This window comes from Bradyrhizobium sp. KZN70725, from assembly GCF_055264925.1.
Window position 1 is genome coordinate 45,619 of the sequence record NZ_JBUYWT010000008.1, and the last position, 17,854, is coordinate 63,472.

The window sequence follows — 17,854 nt, forward strand, 5'->3', positions numbered from 1 at the left end:
GCGCTGCTTTCGCAATTTGTTAGGCACGTCATTCCGGGGCGATGCGAAGCATCGAACCCTCAGGTGCGCAGTTGCGCACCGAGAATCTCGAGATTCCGGGTCTGGTCCTTCGGACCATCCCGGAATGACGGTTGCTACGTCTTGTCCCGGAAATACGGCTCGACCGGCCCGTGCACCTTGATGGTCAGCGGATTGCCGTAACGGTCCTTGGCATTGCCGGCGGTGACGCGGACCCAGCCTTCGCTGATGCAGTACTCCTCGACATTGGTCTTCTCGGCGCCTTTGAAGCGGATGCCGACATCGCGGGCGAGAATCTCCGCGTTGTAGTACGGGCTGTTCGGATCGACCGAGAGGCGGTCGGGGAATTGGTCGTTGGTGTCGTTGTCGTCGCTCATAGCAGCGCCTCGATGTCCTTCCTCAATCCTTCGGGCCGGGCGGTCGGCGCATGCCGCGCCACGACCTTGCCGGCGCGATCGACCAGGAACTTGGTGAAGTTCCATTTGATCGCGGGCCCGAGCAGGCCCGACTTCTCACGTTTCAGGTGTTCGTACAATGGATGCGCGCCTGAGCCATTGACGTCGATCTTGGCGAACATCGGAAACGTGACGGCGTAGTTGGTCTCGCAGAACGCGGCGATCTGCTTCGCATCGCCCGGCTCCTGCGCGCCGAACTGGTTGCAGGGGAAGCCGAGCACGGCGAAGCCGCGCGGCGACAGGCCGGCGTGCAGCTCCTGCAGGCCCTTGTATTGCGGCGTGAACCCGCAGGCGCTCGCCGTGTTCACGATCAGCAGCACCTGGCCCTCGAACCGCTGCAGCGGTACGTCGTCGCCGGCGAGCGACTTGGCGGTGAAATCGTAAACCGTCGCCATCTCAGCTGACCGGATCGATCGGCGACGACGGCGTGCCGCCGGCCTCGACCGCCTCACCAGCGGCAAGGCAGAGATCCTCGCGGTGGCGTCCGGCCACCAGTTGCACGCCGACCGGGATCCGTCCGACGAGACCGGTGGAGACCACGAGCCCGGGAAGCCCCATGAACGGGATCGCAATCTGCGGCAGCTGCGCGTGCCACACCCGCGCGAACGACGCCTCGTCCTTGCGGTCGAGATGGTCGGGGAACGGTAGCTCGCCGGACACCGGCATCAGCAGCACCGGATATTTCTCGAAGAAGGCGAACCATTCGCGCGTCAGGGTCGCGCGGCGGGTCAGCGCCTGCGACAGGTCGAACGGATGCACCCGGGCGCGGACGCCGCGCAGGCAGGCCAGTGCGCCGGGATCGCCCTCGCGCTCGGCGAATGCGAGCTGGGCCTCATAGCCGTCGCCGAGCCAGAGCCGGGTCTGGATCTCGGCCGCCTCGCGCAAGGACGGCGTGTTTGCAATTTCCTCGACGATCCAGCCGGCCTTCTGCAAGCGCTTGCCGGCATCGGCCACCGCGGCGACCACTTCCGGCACCGGATTAAGACCGTCGGGATTGAGGCACATCGCAACGCGCTTCTCGCGCGGTGGGCCTTCGAGCGGCACCGGCGCATACCAGGGGTCGCGATAGTCCGGCGCCGACATCGCCGCGAGCGAGATGCGCAGATCGTTGATGGTGCGCGCCAGCGGGCCCGACACCGCGCTGATCTGCGGGCCGATCGGCCGCTCCGGCAAAGCCGAATTGAAGGCCGGGATGCGGCCCATGCTTGGCCGCAGGCCGTGCACGCCGCAGGCGTAGGCCGGATAGCGCACCGAGCCGGCGATATCGGTGCCGTGCGCGATGTGGCCGATGCCGGCCGCGACCGCCGAACCCGCGCCGCCGGACGAGCCGCCCGGGGTGATGCCGGGATCGCGCGGGTTCTTGGTGTCGCCGTGAATGAGGTTGGTGGTGAACCAGCGATAGGAGACCGCCGGACAATTGGTGCGGCCGAGCAGCACCGCGCCGGCCTTGCGCAGATTGGCGACCACCGGATTGTCGACCCTGGCGATGACGTCGCGCTGTGCCTTCAGCCCATTGGTGGTGGCGTAGCCCTCTTGGTCGACATTGACCTTGATGGTGACCGGCACGCCGGCGAGCGGCCCGACCGCCTCGCCGCGCGCAATGGCCGCATCGATCTTGGCCGCCTGCGCCAGCACGTCGTCCGGCCGGTGATCGACCACCGCGTTGAGCTTCGGGTTGACCGCGTCGAGCCGGGCGAGCCCCGCCTCCGCTGCCTCCTTCGCCGAGACCTTCTTCGATCTGATGAGGCTGGCGAGCTCGGCCGCCGACAGACGCCAAATATCCTGCATGTGCAACTCCGTGTGACGCTGCGTTTTAGCGCCGCGCGGAGAACATGGCCAGCGGTCCGCCGCCTGATGTTTCAGCGGACATGCGCGATGTAATAGGCAAGGTCGCCGATCTGCTCCTTGGTGACCGTCTGCATCACGTCGGCCATGGTGGCGTCATAGCCATGGCGGCTGTTGTCCTTGTATTCGGCCAGCGTCTTGGCGAGGTAGTCCTCGCGCTGGTTGGCGATGCGCGGGACATTCTCCTTGCCGGAGAAATCGGTGTTGTGGCAGCTGTTGCAGCGGTTCTGCTGCGCCAGCGCCTGGCCCCGCGCCATCCGCGCCGGATCGCCGGCATCAGCGGGCGGCGTGGGCTTCGGCAAGGTCGCGATGAAGTCCGAGAAGCTGCGCAAATCATCGTCGGTCAGCGGCTTCGCCATCTCGTTCATCGGGTCGAACACCCGCAGCTTCTCGCGGAACATGAAGAGCTGGATCAGCGCATAGGGCGCCGTCTGGCCGCCAAGCGACGGCGTGTTCTCGGTCTCCGACGTGCCATGCTCGCCATGGCAGGCAAAGCACGCCGCGGCGCGCTCCTGGATGGTCTCGGCATTTGCGGAAAGAGCGGATGCAACCAGGAGCACAGGGATCATGAACTTACGCATCGGCTGCTCCTGACTTTCAGTGTCATTCCGGGGCGCCCGAAGGGCGAACCCGGAATCTCGAGATTCCGGGTCTGGTGCTGTCGCACCAGCCCGGAATGACGTTGGTGGTTGTTACTGATTGGCGACCTTCGGCTTGCCGTAGCTGACGCGATAGACCGCGCCGTTCCAGTCGTCGGAGACCAGCAGCGAGCCATCCTTCAGCAGCATCACGTCGACCGGGCGGCCGGCATACTTGTTGTCTTCGAGGAAGCCGGTCAGGAACGGCTCCATCGACTTCACGGTGCCGTCCTTGTTCAGCCTGACGGCGACCACGTCACCACCCTGCTTCTGCGACTTGTTCCAGGAGCCGTGACGCGCGACGAAGATCACGTTCTTGTAGGTCTTCGGGAACATGCTGCCGGTGTAGAAGCGCATGCCGAGCGACGCGGTATGCGGGCCCATCAGGCCGACCGGCGCGGTGTAGTCCTTGCAGGTCTTGCCCCAGCCGAGCTCCTGGTCGATGATGTTGCCCTGGTAGCAGTACGGCGCGCCGAAATCCTCGCCCGCCTTGGTGATGCGGTTGAGCTCGTCTTCCGGCACCGTCTCCGACAGCCAATCGCGGCCGTTGTCGGTGAAGTACATCTGCTTGTTCTCGGGATTCCAGTCGAAGCCGACCGTGTTGCGCACGCCGAGCGCGTAGACCTCGGCGCCGGAGCCATCGAGATTCATGCGGCGGATCTGGCCGTGGTCGGCATCATGCAGCACGTTGTTGCCGGGCTGTCCGACCGGAACATAAAGCTTGTTGTCGGGACCGACGGCGATGAACTTCCAGCCATGCGCCTCGTCCTTCGGCAGCTTGTCGTAGATGACGGTGGGATTCGGGGGGTTATCCAGATTGTCCTCGATCTTGTCGATCTTGGAGACCTTCGAGAGTTCGGCGATGTAGAGCGTGCCGTCCTTGAAGGCGACGCCGTTCGGACGATAGAGACCGGAGGCGATCACCTTGACCGAGCGCTTGCCGTCCTTGTTGACGATCGCATAGACCTTGTCGACGAGGCGGCTGCCGACGAACACCGTGCCCTTGTCGCCGAGCGCCAGCGAGCGCGCATTGGCCATGCCGGCCGCATAGACCTCGACATTGAAGCCGGCCGGCACCTTGAGCTTGGCGAGCGGCAGCTTGTCGGGTGCGGACGGCAGCGGCGGCGGCGCCACCGGCGCGAGCTTGGCGGCGGCTTCATTGTCGGGACGCCCGATCAAGGGCGAGCCAGGCGGCAGCGGCTGGGCGGCAGGGGCGGCACCTGCCGCCGGCGCGGCCGGCTGTTGCGCCGCAGCAGAGAGCGTGAACGCCCCGAGCATGACCCCCGCGAGCAGCAAGCTGCGCGGTGCGAACGAGTGTTTTTTCATGAAGATCTCCCCTGGGTGGAAGCCGTTGTTGATTGCGCCATTGACGTCGCCCGGCGCCGTTCGGCTTTCCGTTCATAGTCTTGCGAATTTGTCCGGACAATTGCAATCGGAAGCATGCCGGACATCGGCCAACGCATGGTTGTGGCCGCGCGGGGCCAGCGTCAGTGCCTTGTCATCGAGCGGTCCGGGCGATCGAGGATCGCCTCCGTGAATGGAAACTCCAGCACGACCTCGCCCTCGTCGTCGGTCACCTCGATCACGGCGCTGAGCAGCGCGCCATCGGCGCCCTCGGTTTTGAGCAGTTCGCGAATCATCGCGCGCGCCATTTCCCACGCACGATCGGGGTCCCGCAGGATTTCGCCGTCGGGATCGGAGATCAGCTCGTCGCCGATACGGGTGTTGAAGAAATAGCGTGGCATCGGCTGAACTCGGCTCGGTTAGTCGCCTCCCGTCGCGGGGAAGCACGGATCGCCACCGGGACCTTCGGAGGACCGCGGGCTGCTGTTTACTTATTCCAACATCACCATTCACCGTGTGGCGAACAACAGGAAAAAGGTCTGATGCCACGGGCTTTTGACGGGAAACGCGCGCACAAATTTGTGAGTGGGTAAGATTTGCTTGCCGCAGTGCAGCATGCCCTTCGAGGCGGCACCTTACAGAAAATTTAACTGGCGAACTTTTCCAACCACAGTAGTTTACTCTGCAGGGCGGAAAGTTCGTCCGGTTGCAACAAGGAGAGCCAAATGGCCTGGAAAGCACCGAAGATCGTCGAAGTGTCGGTCGGCATGGAAATCAACATGTATATGTGCGCAACCCGCAAGTAAGCGGCAGCGCCACATACACGTTTAGCGTTTTAGCGCAGGTGGACATCCGGGCGTAACGCGCTCCCGAGCAAGGGAGTGTGTTTCAAATCCGGGGTCCACCTCGTAACGTTTCTGGGTCCAACAAACTTCTCCAGGGCCAAGCTTCTCCAGGGGACGGATCATGCTTCGTGTCGTCGTCCTGGGTGCCGCGGCGGGTGGCGGCGTTCCGCAGTGGAACTGCGGCTGTGCCGTCTGCAGGACGGCGCGAAGCGACCATCCCGAGCTGCAGAGCACGCAAGCCTCGATCGCGGTCAGCGGCGATGGCGTGCACTGGTTCCTGGTCAATGCATCCCCGGATCTGCGCCAGCAGTTGATTGCCACGCCGCAGCTGCATCCGAAGCACGGCGCACTGCGCCATAGCCCGATCGCGGGCGTCATCCTCACCAATGGCGAGATCGACGCGGTCGCCGGGCTATTGTCGATGCGCGAGGGTTCGCCGTTCACGATCTACGCGCATGAGCGGGTGCTTGCGATCCTGCGTTCGAACAGCATCTTCAACGTGCTCAGCGACAAGAACGTCGACCGCCGGCCGATCGCGGTCGATCAGGCCTTCGAACCGGCCCTGCCCGACGGATCGCCGTCCGGGCTTGAGGTGCTGCCGTTCGAGGTTCCCGGCAAGGGCGCGTGGTATCTCGAGGGCAAGGCGCATCCGGCGGGCGCCGACGGCGTCGGTGATACGCTCGGCCTGCGTATTGCGGACAGGCGCAGCGGCAAATATTTCTATTTCCTGGCCGCCTGCGCACGGGTGACTGACGACCTGAAATCACGGCTCAAGGGCGCCCCGCTGGTGTTTTTCGACGGCACGGTGTGGCGCGACGACGAACTGATCGCGGCGGGCCTTGGCAACAAGACCGGCCAGGGCATGGGCCATATCGCGATGTCCGGCGATCAGGGTGCGATCGAAAGCCTCGCCGGGCTCGACATCGGACGAAAAGTGTTTTTGCATATCAACAACTCCAACCCGGCGCTGCTTGGGACCTCGGCCGAACGCAAGGCGGCCGAACAGGCGGGCTGGCAGATTCCCTCCGACGGAACGGAGATCGTGCTGTGAATGTCGTGCCTACCACCGGAATGACCGCGCTCTCGATCGGCAAGGGCATCACGCTCGACAGTGCCGAGGAGATGGAGGCGACGCTGCGCACGATCGGTGCCACGCGGTATCACAGCCTGCACCCGTTCCACCGCCTGCTGCACGGCGGCAAGCTCAACAAGGGCCAGGTCCAGGCCTGGGCGCTGAACCGCTATTACTACCAGAGCACGATCCCGCTGAAGGACGCGATGGTGATCTCGCGCTTCCGCGACCGCAACACAAGGATCGAATGGCGCCACCGCATCGAGGATCATGACGGCGATCTCGGCAATGAAGGCGGCATCGAGCGCTGGCTGAAGCTGACCGAAGGCCTCGGCCTCGACACGGCTTACGTGGAGTCCACCGAAGGCATCTTGCCGGCGACGCGCTTTGCCGTCGAAGCCTATGTGCATTTCTGCCGCGACCGCACCCCGCTGGAGGCGATCGCCTCCTCGCTCACCGAATTGTTCGCGCCGAACCTGCACGAGGAGCGCATCTCGGGGATGCTGAAGCACTACGACTTCGTCAACCCCGACATCATGAGCTATTTCAGCCGCCGCCTCACCCAGGCGCCGCGCGACGCCGGCTTCGCGCTTGATTATGTCAAGCAGCACGCCAAGACGCCGGCGGAGCGCGAAGCGGTCTGCAACGCGCTGATCTTCAAGACCAACGTGCTGTGGGTGCAGCTCGACGCGCTGTATCATGCGTATGTCGACGGCCAGATTCCGCCCGGCGCGTTCGTGCCGAAGACAGGTTAGAGCATGATCCGGAAAAGTGGGAGCCGGTTTTCCGAAAGATCATGCTCAGACAAAGAGACTTAGATCATGACCAGCCGCAACATCAGCGTCAGCGAGACCAGCCGGCCGAAACTGCCGCGCCATACCAAGCTGAAATTCGACGAGACGCGGCAGGTCTGGGTGATCCTGGCGCCGGAGCGCGTGCTGGCGCCGGACGACATCGCGGTCGAGGTGCTGCAGCTGTGTGACGGCATGCGCAGTGTCGCCGAGATGGTGGACCAGCTCGCCGAAAAATACGCCGCCCCACGCGAGGCGATCGCAACCGATGTGATCGCGATGCTGCAGGATCTGGCCGACAAGGGTTTTCTCACCGAAGCGCGCGAGAGCACAGCATGAGTGACACGCTCGCCGACAACAAGACGACAGCGCCGGGCCCGAGCGCAGCCCCAAGCGATGGGCTCGCCGTGCTGGAGAGCCGCCGCTCGGCGGCCGAGACCTACGGCATTCCCCTTGCGGTGCTGCTCGAGATCACCCACCGCTGCCCGCTGCAATGCCCCTACTGCTCGAACCCGGTCGAGCTCGACCGCGGCTCGACCGAGCTCACCACGGACGAATGGAAGAAGGTGCTGAGCGAGCTTGCCGAGCTCGGCGTGCTGCAGATCCATTTCTCCGGCGGCGAGCCGACCGCGCGCAAGGACATCGTCGAGCTGGTGCAGCACGCGACCGATGTCGGGCTCTATTCCAACCTGATCACCTCGGCCGTGCTGTTGACCAGGGACAAGCTTTCGGCGCTGGCCGACGCCGGCCTCAGCCATGTGCAGATCAGTTTTCAGGGCAACGAGCCCAACGTCGCCGACCGCGTGGCCGGGCTGAAGGACGCGCACAAGAAGAAGCTCGAGGTCGCCAAATGGACGCGCGAGCTCGAATTGCCGCTCACGGTGAATGCGGTGATGCACCGGCAGAACCTGCATCAGCTGACCGACATCATCCAGATGGCGGTCGACCTCGACGCCGACCGGCTCGAGGTCGCCAACGTGCAGTATTACGGCTGGGCGCTGAAGAACCGTGCCGCGCTGATGCCGACGATCGAGCAGATCGAGGAGACCAGCCGCATCGTCGAGGAAGCCCAAATGCGCCTGAAGGGCACGCTTGCGATCGACTATGTGGTGCCGGATTACTACGCGCTGCGGCCGAAGAAATGCATGGGCGGCTGGGGCCGCCAGTTCTTCAACATCTCGCCGGCCGGCAAGGTGCTGCCGTGCCACGCCGCCGAAAGCATCACCGGGCTTGAATTCGAATCGGTGCGCTCGAATCATTCGATCGCCTGGATCTGGCAGAACTCGGAGGCCTTCAACCGCTATCGCGGCACCGGCTGGATGCCGGAGCCGTGCAAGAGTTGCGAATTCCGCGAGATCGATTACGGCGGCTGCCGCTGCCAGGCCTTTGCGCTGACCGGCGATGCCGGCAACACGGACCCGGCCTGCGCGCTGTCGCCGCGACACGAGGAGATCTTCAAGCAGGCCGAGCAGGAATCCGCCGGCACGCAGAACCGCTTCCTGTATCGTAACTTCGCCGGCGGCACGTTGGAGACGGACGCCCCCCGGAACGAATCCCAGGACAAGCGCAATGGCGCCTGACGCCGACGTCGGCAAGGCCGCGAGGCGTGCCGATCCCTTTGCGCCGCTGACGTCGGAATGGCTCGACGTCGGCGATGGCCACGATCTCCATGTCGAGAGCGTCGGGCGCGAGGGTGGCATTCCCGCGGTCTATCTGCATGGCGGCCCCGGTAGCGGCTGCCAGCCCGATCATCGCCGGCTGTTCGATCCCGAGCGCTTTCACGCCGTGCTGTTCGACCAGCGCGGCTGCGGCCGCAGCCGGCCGAAGGGCAGCCGCGACAACAACGCGACGCAGCACCTGATCGCGGACATGGAGAAGATCCGCGAGCGCTTCGGCTTCGCGCGCTGGATGGTGGTCGGCGGCTCTTGGGGCGCGACGCTGGCGCTGGCCTATGCGCAGGCCCATCCCGAGCGGGTCAGCGGGCTCGCACTGCGCGCGACGTTTCTCGGCACAGCCGAGGAGCTGGACGACGTTTTCCTGCGCGCCCTGCCGCGCTTCTATCCCGCCCTCCACGAGGACTTCCTCAACTTCCTGCCCGAGAGCGAGCGCGCAGCACCGCTTGCGGCCTATTATCGCCGCATCCTCGATCCCGACGCCGCCGTGCATGCGCCGGCCGCGCGCGCCTGGCACGACACCGAACGCGCGTTGTCGGAGCACACGCCGAAGCAGACGCGGCTCGATCTCAAGGCCTCAGGCGCCCTGCCCTCGACGCCGTTCATGGAGGCGCACTACTTCGCCAACGATTGCTTCATGCGGCCGCATCAATTGATGAGTGAGGCCGGCAAGCTCGCCGGCATTCCCGGCATCCTGGTGCAGGGCCGCTACGATCTGTTGTGCCCGCCCGCAACATCGCACGCGCTCGCCGCGCGCTGGCCGGGCAGCGAGGTCCGCATCATCGATGGCGCCGGCCACATCCTCTACGATCCCGGCATCCGCAACGCCGTGATGAAGGCGATCGCCGACCTCGCGGCCAAGCGCTAGACCGCCGCCGGAACGCACCCGACGTCAAGGAGCCGGTGAAGAACTCGACCGGCTCCCTTGCTTCCCTCAATGTTTGCACTTGCCGGGAGGACATGCCGGCGCTGCCCGTGGCGCGGCCGCGGGCCTTGGCGGCGCCGCCATCCGCGGTGGCGGCGCTGCATGTTGCACCTGCATCGCCGGCCGAGGCGGCGGCGCGGCGCGCGGAGCCGGTGCCGGCGCCGGACGCGGCGGCAAAGCCGCAGCACGAGGTGGCGGGGCAACCGGCCGCGGCGGGGGAGCCGCAGCCCGCACGGGCGGAGCTGCGGCATGGACCGGCGGAGCTGCCGCATGCGCCGGCGCGGGCCGGGAGACCGGCGCCGGCGACACTGCGGCGCGCGCGGGTGCCGGGTGCGCCGCCGGCGTCGGCCGTGTCGACATCGCGCTGTTCGCCGGCGACGGCGCCGCCGAGGGCTTCACGTTTGCGGTCGGCGCGGTCGCCGCATGCGGAAGCGGTTGCGCACCTGGCTTGCCGGCGGCCGCGGGTGAGGCGGGCGCGTTTGTCGCCGGCGCGGCACCGGGCTTGGCCGGAGGAGCAGGCTGCGCATTGGCAGGCGCCATGGCAGTCGCCGGCTTGCCCGGCACCACCGCATTCGGCTTTGCGCCAGGTTGCGCGGCGCCGGGTTGTGCGGCTCCCGGCGGCACAGCGCCATGCTGCATGGCATTGGCCGGTGCGGTCGCCGACTGCGGCAGCGGCGGTCCATTTTTCGCGCCCGGCAGGGTATGCGCACCCGGCGTGCCCGGCGCGCCCATCGCATTCGGAGCGGCGGCAGCATTCGGAGTGGCAGCAGCGTTCGGCGCCGCGGCAGCGTTCGGTGCGGCGCGCGGAGCTCCCATCGCCGCGCCCTGCGCGGGCGTCGCGCCTTGCGGAGCGCCCGGCAGATTGGCGCGCTGCATCGCCGCGGCCGGCAGTCGCGGTGCCGCCGTCACCGGCGCGCCGCCCATCGCCGCCGTCACCCCGGCCGCATGGAGCTGCGCCGGCGTCGGGTTGGGATTGTTGATGACCGTGTTGATGACCGTGGTGTTGTGGATGTTGTTGAACACGATGTTGTTCTGCGGCGGCACGACATAGGCCGGTGCGGCGACATAGGCCGGCATCGCCACGAACATCGGCGTCGGCAGCACGTACAGGCCGATCGGCGGCGGCGGTGGCGGCAGCACGACGAAGTCCGGCGGCGGCGGCGGCAGGAAGAACACCGGCGGCGGCGGTGGCGGCGCGAAGGCGAACACCGGATCGCTGTAATACAGCACCGGGCGGTCGACATAGTCGATCTCGTCGGGCGGCGGCGGCGGCACGTCGTAGTCGAGCACCGTGAACTGCGCCGGCGGCTCCAGCGCGGCCGACAGATAGGCGAGCCGGCGCCGGCAGTCGTAGGCATGCGGCCCGCGCGGATAGCGCCGCAGATACGACCAATACGCATCAGTCGAGTCGGCGTTGTAGGTGCGCCGCCAGGTGATCGCCTCGCGCCGCGCCGCCACGATCGCGCGCACGCGCTTGGCCAGCGGATCGTTCGGATAGGCCTGCAGGTAATCCTCGTAGCCCTGCAGCGTGTCGCGCTCCAGCGCCGCGGCGTAGGCATCCTGCGCCGAGAAATCGCGGATCGGCTTGGTGCGCAGCCCGGCATCGACCTGCTGCGGCGGCGCGTCCGGCTTGCGCTCGAAGAACATGAAGGGCGCGTCGACCTTGTGCGCATCCCACGGGATCTCGGCGCCCTTGGTCATCTCGTTGACCCGCAGGCGGACGCGGTCGAACACCTCGGGCAGAGTCAGGCCGCCGGTGCGGATCATTTCCGCCAGTGCTTGCGCGTAAGGCCCGTAGGGCGGCGCACCGTCAGGGGCGACGGTGCCGGGCGCCGAGTTGAAGGCGATCAGCATCTTCGGATCGGGATCGACCAGCGCAAGACCGCCGGCCAGCGGCTGGCCTTCCTTGGCGAAGGGATTGCTGCGCGCCGCATCGAGCACGATCACGCCGGCCTTGATCGGCAGCGCCGAGAGTTGGTGGCTGTAGTCGGAGATGCGGATCGCCTCGACCGGCACGTCGGTGTCGCGGGCAATCTTGGCATCGACCGGCACGAAATAGTTCTCGCCGGTGAGCTGCACGCCGTAACCGGCGAGATAGACGAAGGCGACGGCATTGGGCCCCGCCTCCTGCACCTTCTGGATGAAATCGCGGAACGATTTGCGCAGCGTCTCGCCGTCGAGATCGCGTGCGCCGATCACGTCGAAGCCGGCGGCCTGCAAGGTCTGCGCGATCAGACCGGCGTCGTTCGCGGCGGTCTGCAACGCGCCGGCCTCATAGACGCCGTTGCCGACGACAAGTGCGAGACGCTTTTCCTGATCCTGCGCATGCACGGGAAGCGAGGCGAGCGACACCAGACCGACGATCAATGCCCACAGAATGCGTGCCATGGTGGTCGTCCCTTTTCTTCTCGAGAGTTGGCGTAACGAATGAAATGCTACCTCTGTGAACCGGTGCTGAACAGCATTGCAGCAATTGTGGCAATCCTTGGTCTGTGGTGACGGGAACCGGCTTCCCTGGTTTGCGCGATCAGGCGATATTGCGCGGATAAAACAGGCAAAAAAGGAGCACTCGATGCCAATCGCCGGACAAGGCATGCTGCTGACTTCGATGGATATCGACAGCTTGCACGAAGCTGAATTCAATCGCTGGTACGACCGCGAACATCTCGAGGAACGGGTCGCCATCGACGGCTTCCTGGAAGCCCGCCGCTACGTCGCCCATGACGGCAAGCCGAAATATCTCAGCCTCTACTCGACCGCGACCTTCGATGTGCTCGAGAGCCTGGCCTATCGCAAGGCGCTCGCCAACCAGACCGACTGGTCGAAGGCCAATATCGCGCGCTTTCAGAACATGATCCGCGGGGTCGCGCGCATCACGATCAGCCGCGGCGTCGGCAGGGGCGCAGCGCTCGGCATCATCCGCCTGCGCCCGCCCGCCGAAGGCGCGGACAAACTTCGCGCTGCATTGCGGGAGCAACTCGATCCAGCTTCGCGCGACGGCATCATCTCGATGCACCTTCTGGAGAACGACCCTGATCTGTCGAAACCGCTCACGCCGGATGCGGCGAAACCCGATCCCGGGGCCGGCGACTGGTTCGTGCTGATCGACGCCACCGACGTCGGCGCGATCCCCGCAGCGGCCGCAGGCATCACCGGCAATGCAGCCTTGAAGCCGCTCGTGGTCACCAGCGGCGTCTACAGGCTGTTGTGGGATATCGCGAAGAGCGACCTTCCGCGCGAGTAAGCCTGATCCGAAAGCGTGCGAAGCGCTTTCCCGAAAAACATCTTCTCAAGCAAACGTGGCGGTGCAGATCATGCTGCACCGCCACATAACGCAATCGAGATTAACGCTACACGCGCATCAGCCGCGCGAAAGCTGATGATCGGACAATTTAGCCTTTGCCTTCTCTGGAACGGCTCTAATAAGATAAGCCTATGATCCAATTCAAAAACCAGAACAACGCCACGTGAGCGTTCGTCGTCAACGATAAGGCCGCGCGGGTCTGGCATTTTCGCGCGGGTCAAAGGTAGGAATGAAACCGACTGATATCTCGGCGCCTGACTACTTCCACAAAGTAGTCGATTGCCAATGGGCCTGTCCCGCACACACACCCGTTCCCGAGTACATCCGGTTGATTGCTGAGGGGCGTTACAGCGACGCCTACATGATCAATTGGAAGTCCAACGTGTTCCCCGGCATTCTCGGGCGCACCTGCGACCGTCCATGCGAGCCAGCATGCCGCCGCGGCCGGGTCGAGGACAACCCGGTCGCGATCTGCCGCCTGAAGCGCGTCGCAGCCGACTTCAAGGACGACATCAAGCATCGGCTGCCGAAGCCCGGGCCGAAGAACGGGAAGCGCATCGCGCTGGTCGGCGGCGGCCCTGCCTCGCTCGCCGTGGCGCGCGATCTCGCGCCGCTCGGCTATCACTGCACCGTGTTCGACGGCGATCCCAAGGCCGGCGGCATGATGCGCAGCCAGATTCCGAAATTCCGCCTGCCCGACAGCGTGATCGACGAGGAGACCGACTACATCCTGAACCTCGGTGTCGAGTTCAGGGGTGGTCAGCGCGTCGACAGCCTGAAGCAGCTGCTCGCCGAGAACTATGACGCGATCTTTGTCGGCTCTGGCGCACCGCGCGGCCGCGAGCTCGACATCCCCGGCCGCAAGGAGGGCGCCGCCAACATCCATATCGGCATCGAGTGGCTGGCCAACGTGTCGTTCGGCCACGTCGACAAGATCGGCCGCCGCGTCATCGTGCTCGGCGGCGGCAACACGGCGATGGATTGCTGCCGCACCGCGCGCCGCCTCGGCGGCGAAAGCGTCAAGGTGATTGTCCGCTCCGGCTTCGAGGAAATGAAGGCTTCGCCGTGGGAGAAGGAAGACGCGCTTCACGAGGACATCCCGATCCTGAACTACATGGTGCCGGTGGCGTTCAAGCATGTGGCCGGCAAGCTGATCGGCGTCACCTTCCAGAAGGTGAAGGCGGAGTACGACGCCAAGGGCCGCCGCAATCTGGTGCCCTCGGGCGAGCCGGACGAGACCGTGCCCTGCGACGATGTGCTCGTTGCGGTCGGCCAGGAGAACGCGTTCCCCTGGATCGAAGCCGATTGCGGCATCGAATTCGACAAGTGGCACATGCCGAAGGTCGATCCCAAGACGTTCGTCTCGACCAATCCGAAGGTGTTCTTCGGCGGCGATGCGGCGTTCGGGCCGAAGAACATCATCTGGGCGGTCGCGCATGGCCACGACGCCGCGCTCTCCATCCACCGCATGCTGTCCGGCGAGGACATCAACGAGCGCCCGCTGCCCGAGGTGCACGTCTCCTCGCAGAAGATGGGCATCCACGAGTGGAGCTACGACAACGACATCTCCGCCGACAAGCGCTTCAAGGTGCCGCATCGCGACAAGGTGGTCGCGCTGAAGGACATCCGCGCCGAGGTCGAGCTCGGCTACGACCTCAAGCTCGCGCTCGGCGAGGCGCAGCGCTGCCTGAATTGCGACGTGCAGACGGTGTTTTCCGCGCCGCTCTGCATCGAATGCGACGCCTGCGTCGACATCTGTCCGATGGACTGCATCAGCTTCACCGAGAACGGTGAGGAGGATGATTTGCGGCAGCGGCTGAAAGCGCCCTCGCCGCATCACGACCAGGCGCTCTACGTCTCCGGCGACCTCAAGACCGGCCGCGTCATGGTGAAGGACGAAGACGTCTGCCTGCATTGCGGGCTGTGTGCCGAGCGCTGCCCGACCGGCGCCTGGGACATGCAGAAGTACCTCATCGATATGGTTCAAGCGGGATCAACATGTCAGTCCAAAGCCCGATCAGCAGCGTAAACGACTTCGTCGTCCGCTTCGCCAACGTCAACGGTTCGGGCTCAGCTTCCGCCAACGAACTGTTCGCGCGCTCGATTCTGCGCCACGGCGTGCCGGTCTCGCCACGCAACATCTTCCCGTCCAACATCCAGGGCTTGCCGACCTGGTATGAGGTGCGCGTCACCGAGGACGGCCATCTCGGCGCCCGCGGCGGCGTCGACTTGATGGTGGCGATGAACCCGCAGACCTGGGACAAGGACGTCGCCTCGATCGAGCCCGGCGGCTATCTGTTCTACGATTCGACCAAGCCGATGCCGTCGTCGAAATTCCGCGAGGACATCACCGTCATCGGCGTGCCGCTGACCGCGATCACCAACTCGACCTACACCGATCCCAGGCAGCGCCAGCTGTTCAAGAACATCATCTATCTCGGCGCGCTCTGCGCCCTGCTCGACCTCGATCCCAAGCTGGTCGAGCAGCTGATCGGCGAGCAGTACAAGGGCAAGGAGAAGCTGCTGTCCTCCAACGTCCATGCGCTGCATCTCGGCCGCGACTGGGCGCTGCAAAACCTGAAATGTCCGCTCGGGCTGCGGGTGAAGAAGTCCGACAAGGTCGGCGACCGCATCTTCGTCGAAGGCAACAGCGCGGCCGCGCTCGGCGCCGTCTATGGCGGCGCCACCGTGTGCGCGTGGTATCCGATCACACCGTCATCATCGGTGGCGGAAGCCTTCACCAGCCACTGCAAGAAGTACCGCCACGATCCCGAAACCGGCAAGGCGAAATACGCCATCGTGCAGGGCGAGGACGAACTCGCCTCGATCGGCATCGTGATCGGCGCCTCCTGGAACGGCGCACGGGCCTTCACCGCGACCTCGGGTCCCGGCATCTCGCTGATGACCGAGTTCATCGGCCTGTCCTATTTCGCCGAGATCCCGGCCGTGATCATGAACATCCAGCGCGCCGGCCCTTCGACGGGCATGCCGACCCGCACCCAGCAATGCGACGTGATCGCCTGCGCCTATGCCTCGCACGGAGATACCAAGCACGTGCTGCTGTTCCCGGAAGATCCGGCGGAGGCGTTCGAGTTCGCCGCGGCCGCCTTCGACCTCGCCGAGCGGCTGCAGACCACGATCTTCCTGATGCTCGATCTCGACATCGGCATGAACCACCGGCTGTGCCGCCCGCTGAAGTGGGACGACGCCAAGCAATACGACCGCGGCAAGGTGATGACGGCGGAGATGCTCGAGGAAGGCCGCGACTTCGGCCGCTATCTCGACGTCGACGGCGACGGCATCCCCTATCGCACCTATCCCGGCACGCATCCGACCAAGGGTTCCTACTTCACCCGCGGCACCTCGCGCGACCGCTACGCGCGCTATTCAGAGGAAGGCGCGGTCTATGCCGACAACATGCAACGCCTGGTGCGCAAGTTCGAGACCGCGCAGGACATGGTGCCGCGGCCGCTGCAGGCCAATGCGGCGAAGCCGACCAAATACGGCGTGATCTATTTCGGCTCGACCTCGCCCGCGATGGACGAGGCGATCGGGATCCTGGAGGCGCGCGGCCATCAGCTCGACCGCATGCGGATCCGCGCGTTCCCGTTCCACTCCAGCGTCGCGAGCTTCATCGCCGACCACGACTTCGTCTACGTGGTTGAACAGAACCGCGACGCGCAGCTTCGCCAGCTGATCGTCAACGAGAACGGCATCGACCCCGTCAGGCTGGTGCCGATCCTGCACTATGACGGCACACCGATCACCGCGCGCTTCATCGCAGGCGCCATCGGCGACCACCAGGATCATCTCAAGGTGACCCCTCTCCGCAAGGCCGTGACATGACCTACATTGCAAAGCCGAAGTTTCATCATCCGGGCCTGAAGAAGAACGAGCTGGGCTATACCCACCGCGACTATGAGGGGAAGATCTCGACGCTGTGCGCCGGCTGCGGTCACGATTCGATCACCGCCTCGATCATCGAGGCCTGCTACGAGCTCTCGATCGAGCCGCACCGGGTGGCGAAGATTTCCGGCATCGGCTGCTCGTCGAAGACGCCGGACTATTTCCTCGGCAATTCGCACGGCTTCAACTCGGTGCACGGCCGCATGCCGTCGGTCCTGACCGGCGCCAACCTCGCCAACCGCGACCTGATCTATCTCGGCGTCTCCGGCGACGGCGATTCCGCCTCGATCGGCTTCGGCCAGTTCGCGCATTCGATCCGGCGCGCCGTCAACATGACCTACATCGTCGAGAACAACGGCGTGTACGGCCTGACCAAGGGCCAGTTCTCGGCCACCGCCGACCGCGGCTCGAAGTCCAAGAAGGGTGTCGTCAATACCGACAACGCGATCGACCTGGTCGCGATCGCGCTGCAGCTCGGGGCCACATTCGTGGCGCGCTCTTTCTCCGGCGATAAGACCCAGCTGGTGCCGCTGATCGCGGCTGCGATCCGCCACCAGGGCGCGTCCTTCATCGACGTGATCAGCCCCTGCATCGCCTTCAACAACCACGCCGGCTCGACCAAGAGTTTTGACTATGTCCGCGAGCACAATGACGCGGTGAATCGCCTCGACGTGCTGGTCGGCCGCGATCCGATCAGCGTCGACTATGCGCCCGGCACCGTTCAGGTGGTCGAGCAGCATGACGGCTCCAGACTGGCGCTGCGCAAGCTCGACGCCGACTACGATCCGCATGATCGTCTGGGCGCGATGACCTTCCTGCAGAAGCACGCGGCCAAGGGCCAGATCGTCACTGGCCTGCTCTATGTCGATCCGGATGCCGAGGATCTGCACACCCATCTCGACACCGTCGAGACGCCGCTCAACACGCTCGACGAACAAGCGCTGTGCCCGGGTTCAGCCGTGCTGGACAAGATCAACGCCAGCCTGCGCTGAGCAGTGGCAGCACACTCCGTGTCGTCCCTGCTCCCGTGCGCAATTG

General features: G+C 65.4%; 17 protein-coding genes. 10 read left to right on the top strand and 7 right to left on the bottom strand.

Annotation, left to right across the window (positions count from 1 at the left end; all coding sequences use genetic code 11):
• Positions 1-134: 134 nt before the first annotated feature.
• The 6 genes from ACZBJS_RS10020 to ACZBJS_RS10045 all read right to left on the bottom strand — a co-directional run bounded on the left by ACZBJS_RS10020 (position 135) and on the right by ACZBJS_RS10045 (position 4,701).
• Entirely contained in the window at positions 135-395 is a 261-nt protein-coding gene (locus tag ACZBJS_RS10020) for a DUF3297 family protein (RefSeq protein ID WP_316393652.1), read from the bottom strand.
• Positions 392-868: a glutathione peroxidase gene (locus ACZBJS_RS10025; protein ID WP_028332658.1), complete on the bottom strand. Its 477-nt coding sequence runs from the start codon at positions 866-868 to the stop codon at positions 392-394. Before ACZBJS_RS10025 ends, ACZBJS_RS10020 begins: the two co-directional genes overlap by 4 nt.
• Position 869: 1 nt before the next feature.
• A complete protein-coding gene (locus ACZBJS_RS10030; protein WP_316393651.1) occupies positions 870-2,261 on the bottom strand; it encodes an amidase family protein in 1,392 nt (463 codons plus the stop codon).
• 71 nt (positions 2,262-2,332) lie between these two features.
• The gene (locus tag ACZBJS_RS10035) at positions 2,333-2,899 is read right to left on the bottom strand and encodes a c-type cytochrome (protein WP_076823972.1); all 567 of its coding nucleotides are present in this window, start codon (positions 2,897-2,899) and stop codon (positions 2,333-2,335) included.
• Positions 2,900-3,010: 111 nt separating this feature from the next.
• Positions 3,011-4,282, bottom strand: a complete 1,272-nt coding sequence (locus tag ACZBJS_RS10040; RefSeq protein ID WP_316393650.1) for a PQQ-dependent sugar dehydrogenase — start codon at positions 4,280-4,282, stop codon at positions 3,011-3,013.
• Positions 4,283-4,443: 161 nt separating this feature from the next.
• Complete coding sequence (locus tag ACZBJS_RS10045) at positions 4,444-4,701, bottom strand: DUF6894 family protein (RefSeq protein ID WP_028332662.1); 258 nt, start codon at positions 4,699-4,701, stop codon at positions 4,444-4,446.
• A gap of 324 nt (positions 4,702-5,025) precedes the next feature.
• Between ACZBJS_RS10045 and pqqA the strand changes: the two genes are divergently transcribed.
• The 6 genes from pqqA to pip all read left to right on the top strand — a co-directional run bounded on the left by pqqA (position 5,026) and on the right by pip (position 9,549).
• Positions 5,026-5,106: a pyrroloquinoline quinone precursor peptide PqqA gene (pqqA, locus tag ACZBJS_RS10050; protein ID WP_035635412.1), complete on the top strand. Its 81-nt coding sequence runs from the start codon at positions 5,026-5,028 to the stop codon at positions 5,104-5,106.
• Positions 5,107-5,266: 160 nt separating this feature from the next.
• A complete protein-coding gene (gene pqqB, locus ACZBJS_RS10055; protein WP_316393649.1) occupies positions 5,267-6,196 on the top strand; it encodes a pyrroloquinoline quinone biosynthesis protein PqqB in 930 nt (309 codons plus the stop codon).
• Positions 6,197-6,216: 20 nt separating this feature from the next.
• Positions 6,217-6,972, top strand: coding sequence for a pyrroloquinoline-quinone synthase PqqC (pqqC, locus tag ACZBJS_RS10060; RefSeq protein WP_076865727.1), 756 nt, complete (start codon positions 6,217-6,219; stop codon positions 6,970-6,972).
• 66 nt (positions 6,973-7,038) lie between these two features.
• Positions 7,039-7,347: a pyrroloquinoline quinone biosynthesis peptide chaperone PqqD gene (gene pqqD / locus ACZBJS_RS10065; protein ID WP_316393648.1), complete on the top strand. Its 309-nt coding sequence runs from the start codon at positions 7,039-7,041 to the stop codon at positions 7,345-7,347.
• Positions 7,344-8,588: a pyrroloquinoline quinone biosynthesis protein PqqE gene (gene pqqE / locus ACZBJS_RS10070; protein ID WP_229193129.1), complete on the top strand. Its 1,245-nt coding sequence runs from the start codon at positions 7,344-7,346 to the stop codon at positions 8,586-8,588. Before pqqD ends, pqqE begins: the two co-directional genes overlap by 4 nt.
• Positions 8,578-9,549 (top strand): prolyl aminopeptidase, encoded by a 972-nt coding sequence (pip, locus tag ACZBJS_RS10075; protein WP_316393646.1) that lies wholly within the window; start codon positions 8,578-8,580, stop codon positions 9,547-9,549. Before pqqE ends, pip begins: the two co-directional genes overlap by 11 nt.
• A gap of 66 nt (positions 9,550-9,615) precedes the next feature.
• On the opposite strand, the gene ACZBJS_RS10080 is transcribed toward pip, so the two are convergent.
• Positions 9,616-11,994 carry a caspase family protein gene (locus tag ACZBJS_RS10080; RefSeq protein ID WP_316393645.1) on the bottom strand — a complete coding sequence of 793 codons (2,379 nt, stop codon included), beginning with the start codon at positions 11,992-11,994 and terminating at the stop codon, positions 9,616-9,618.
• A gap of 184 nt (positions 11,995-12,178) precedes the next feature.
• Between ACZBJS_RS10080 and ACZBJS_RS10085 the strand changes: the two genes are divergently transcribed.
• From ACZBJS_RS10085 to ACZBJS_RS10100, 4 genes are all read left to right on the top strand, one after another.
• Positions 12,179-12,850, top strand: coding sequence for a DUF4286 family protein (locus ACZBJS_RS10085; RefSeq protein WP_253625779.1), 672 nt, complete (start codon positions 12,179-12,181; stop codon positions 12,848-12,850).
• Positions 12,851-13,139: 289 nt separating this feature from the next.
• Positions 13,140-14,939 (top strand): FAD-dependent oxidoreductase, encoded by a 1,800-nt coding sequence (locus ACZBJS_RS10090; protein ID WP_076823960.1) that lies wholly within the window; start codon positions 13,140-13,142, stop codon positions 14,937-14,939.
• A complete protein-coding gene (locus ACZBJS_RS10095; RefSeq protein WP_018273082.1) occupies positions 14,909-16,756 on the top strand; it encodes a 2-oxoacid:acceptor oxidoreductase subunit alpha in 1,848 nt (615 codons plus the stop codon). Before ACZBJS_RS10090 ends, ACZBJS_RS10095 begins: the two co-directional genes overlap by 31 nt.
• Positions 16,753-17,808: a 2-oxoacid:ferredoxin oxidoreductase subunit beta gene (locus ACZBJS_RS10100; protein ID WP_057014892.1), complete on the top strand. Its 1,056-nt coding sequence runs from the start codon at positions 16,753-16,755 to the stop codon at positions 17,806-17,808. The genes ACZBJS_RS10095 and ACZBJS_RS10100 overlap by 4 nt, the downstream gene beginning before the upstream one ends.
• The last annotated feature ends 46 nt before the right edge of the window (positions 17,809-17,854 follow it).

Coding starts and splice junctions, on each gene's coding strand:
- ACZBJS_RS10020 (WP_316393652.1), bottom strand. CDS start 395: ATGAGCGACGACAACGACACCAACGACCAATTCCCCGACCGCCTCTCG.
- ACZBJS_RS10025 (WP_028332658.1), bottom strand. CDS start 868: ATGGCGACGGTTTACGATTTCACCGCCAAGTCGCTCGCCGGCGACGAC.
- ACZBJS_RS10030 (WP_316393651.1), bottom strand. CDS start 2,261: ATGCAGGATATTTGGCGTCTGTCGGCGGCCGAGCTCGCCAGCCTCATC.
- ACZBJS_RS10035 (WP_076823972.1), bottom strand. CDS start 2,899: ATGCGTAAGTTCATGATCCCTGTGCTCCTGGTTGCATCCGCTCTTTCC.
- ACZBJS_RS10040 (WP_316393650.1), bottom strand. CDS start 4,282: ATGAAAAAACACTCGTTCGCACCGCGCAGCTTGCTGCTCGCGGGGGTC.
- ACZBJS_RS10045 (WP_028332662.1), bottom strand. CDS start 4,701: ATGCCACGCTATTTCTTCAACACCCGTATCGGCGACGAGCTGATCTCC.
- pqqA (WP_035635412.1), top strand. CDS start 5,026: ATGGCCTGGAAAGCACCGAAGATCGTCGAAGTGTCGGTCGGCATGGAA.
- pqqB (WP_316393649.1), top strand. CDS start 5,267: ATGCTTCGTGTCGTCGTCCTGGGTGCCGCGGCGGGTGGCGGCGTTCCG.
- pqqC (WP_076865727.1), top strand. CDS start 6,217: ATGACCGCGCTCTCGATCGGCAAGGGCATCACGCTCGACAGTGCCGAG.
- pqqD (WP_316393648.1), top strand. CDS start 7,039: ATGACCAGCCGCAACATCAGCGTCAGCGAGACCAGCCGGCCGAAACTG.
- pqqE (WP_229193129.1), top strand. CDS start 7,344: ATGAGTGACACGCTCGCCGACAACAAGACGACAGCGCCGGGCCCGAGC.
- pip (WP_316393646.1), top strand. CDS start 8,578: ATGGCGCCTGACGCCGACGTCGGCAAGGCCGCGAGGCGTGCCGATCCC.
- ACZBJS_RS10080 (WP_316393645.1), bottom strand. CDS start 11,994: ATGGCACGCATTCTGTGGGCATTGATCGTCGGTCTGGTGTCGCTCGCC.
- ACZBJS_RS10085 (WP_253625779.1), top strand. CDS start 12,179: ATGCCAATCGCCGGACAAGGCATGCTGCTGACTTCGATGGATATCGAC.
- ACZBJS_RS10090 (WP_076823960.1), top strand. CDS start 13,140: ATGAAACCGACTGATATCTCGGCGCCTGACTACTTCCACAAAGTAGTC.
- ACZBJS_RS10095 (WP_018273082.1), top strand. CDS start 14,909: ATGTCAGTCCAAAGCCCGATCAGCAGCGTAAACGACTTCGTCGTCCGC.
- ACZBJS_RS10100 (WP_057014892.1), top strand. CDS start 16,753: ATGACCTACATTGCAAAGCCGAAGTTTCATCATCCGGGCCTGAAGAAG.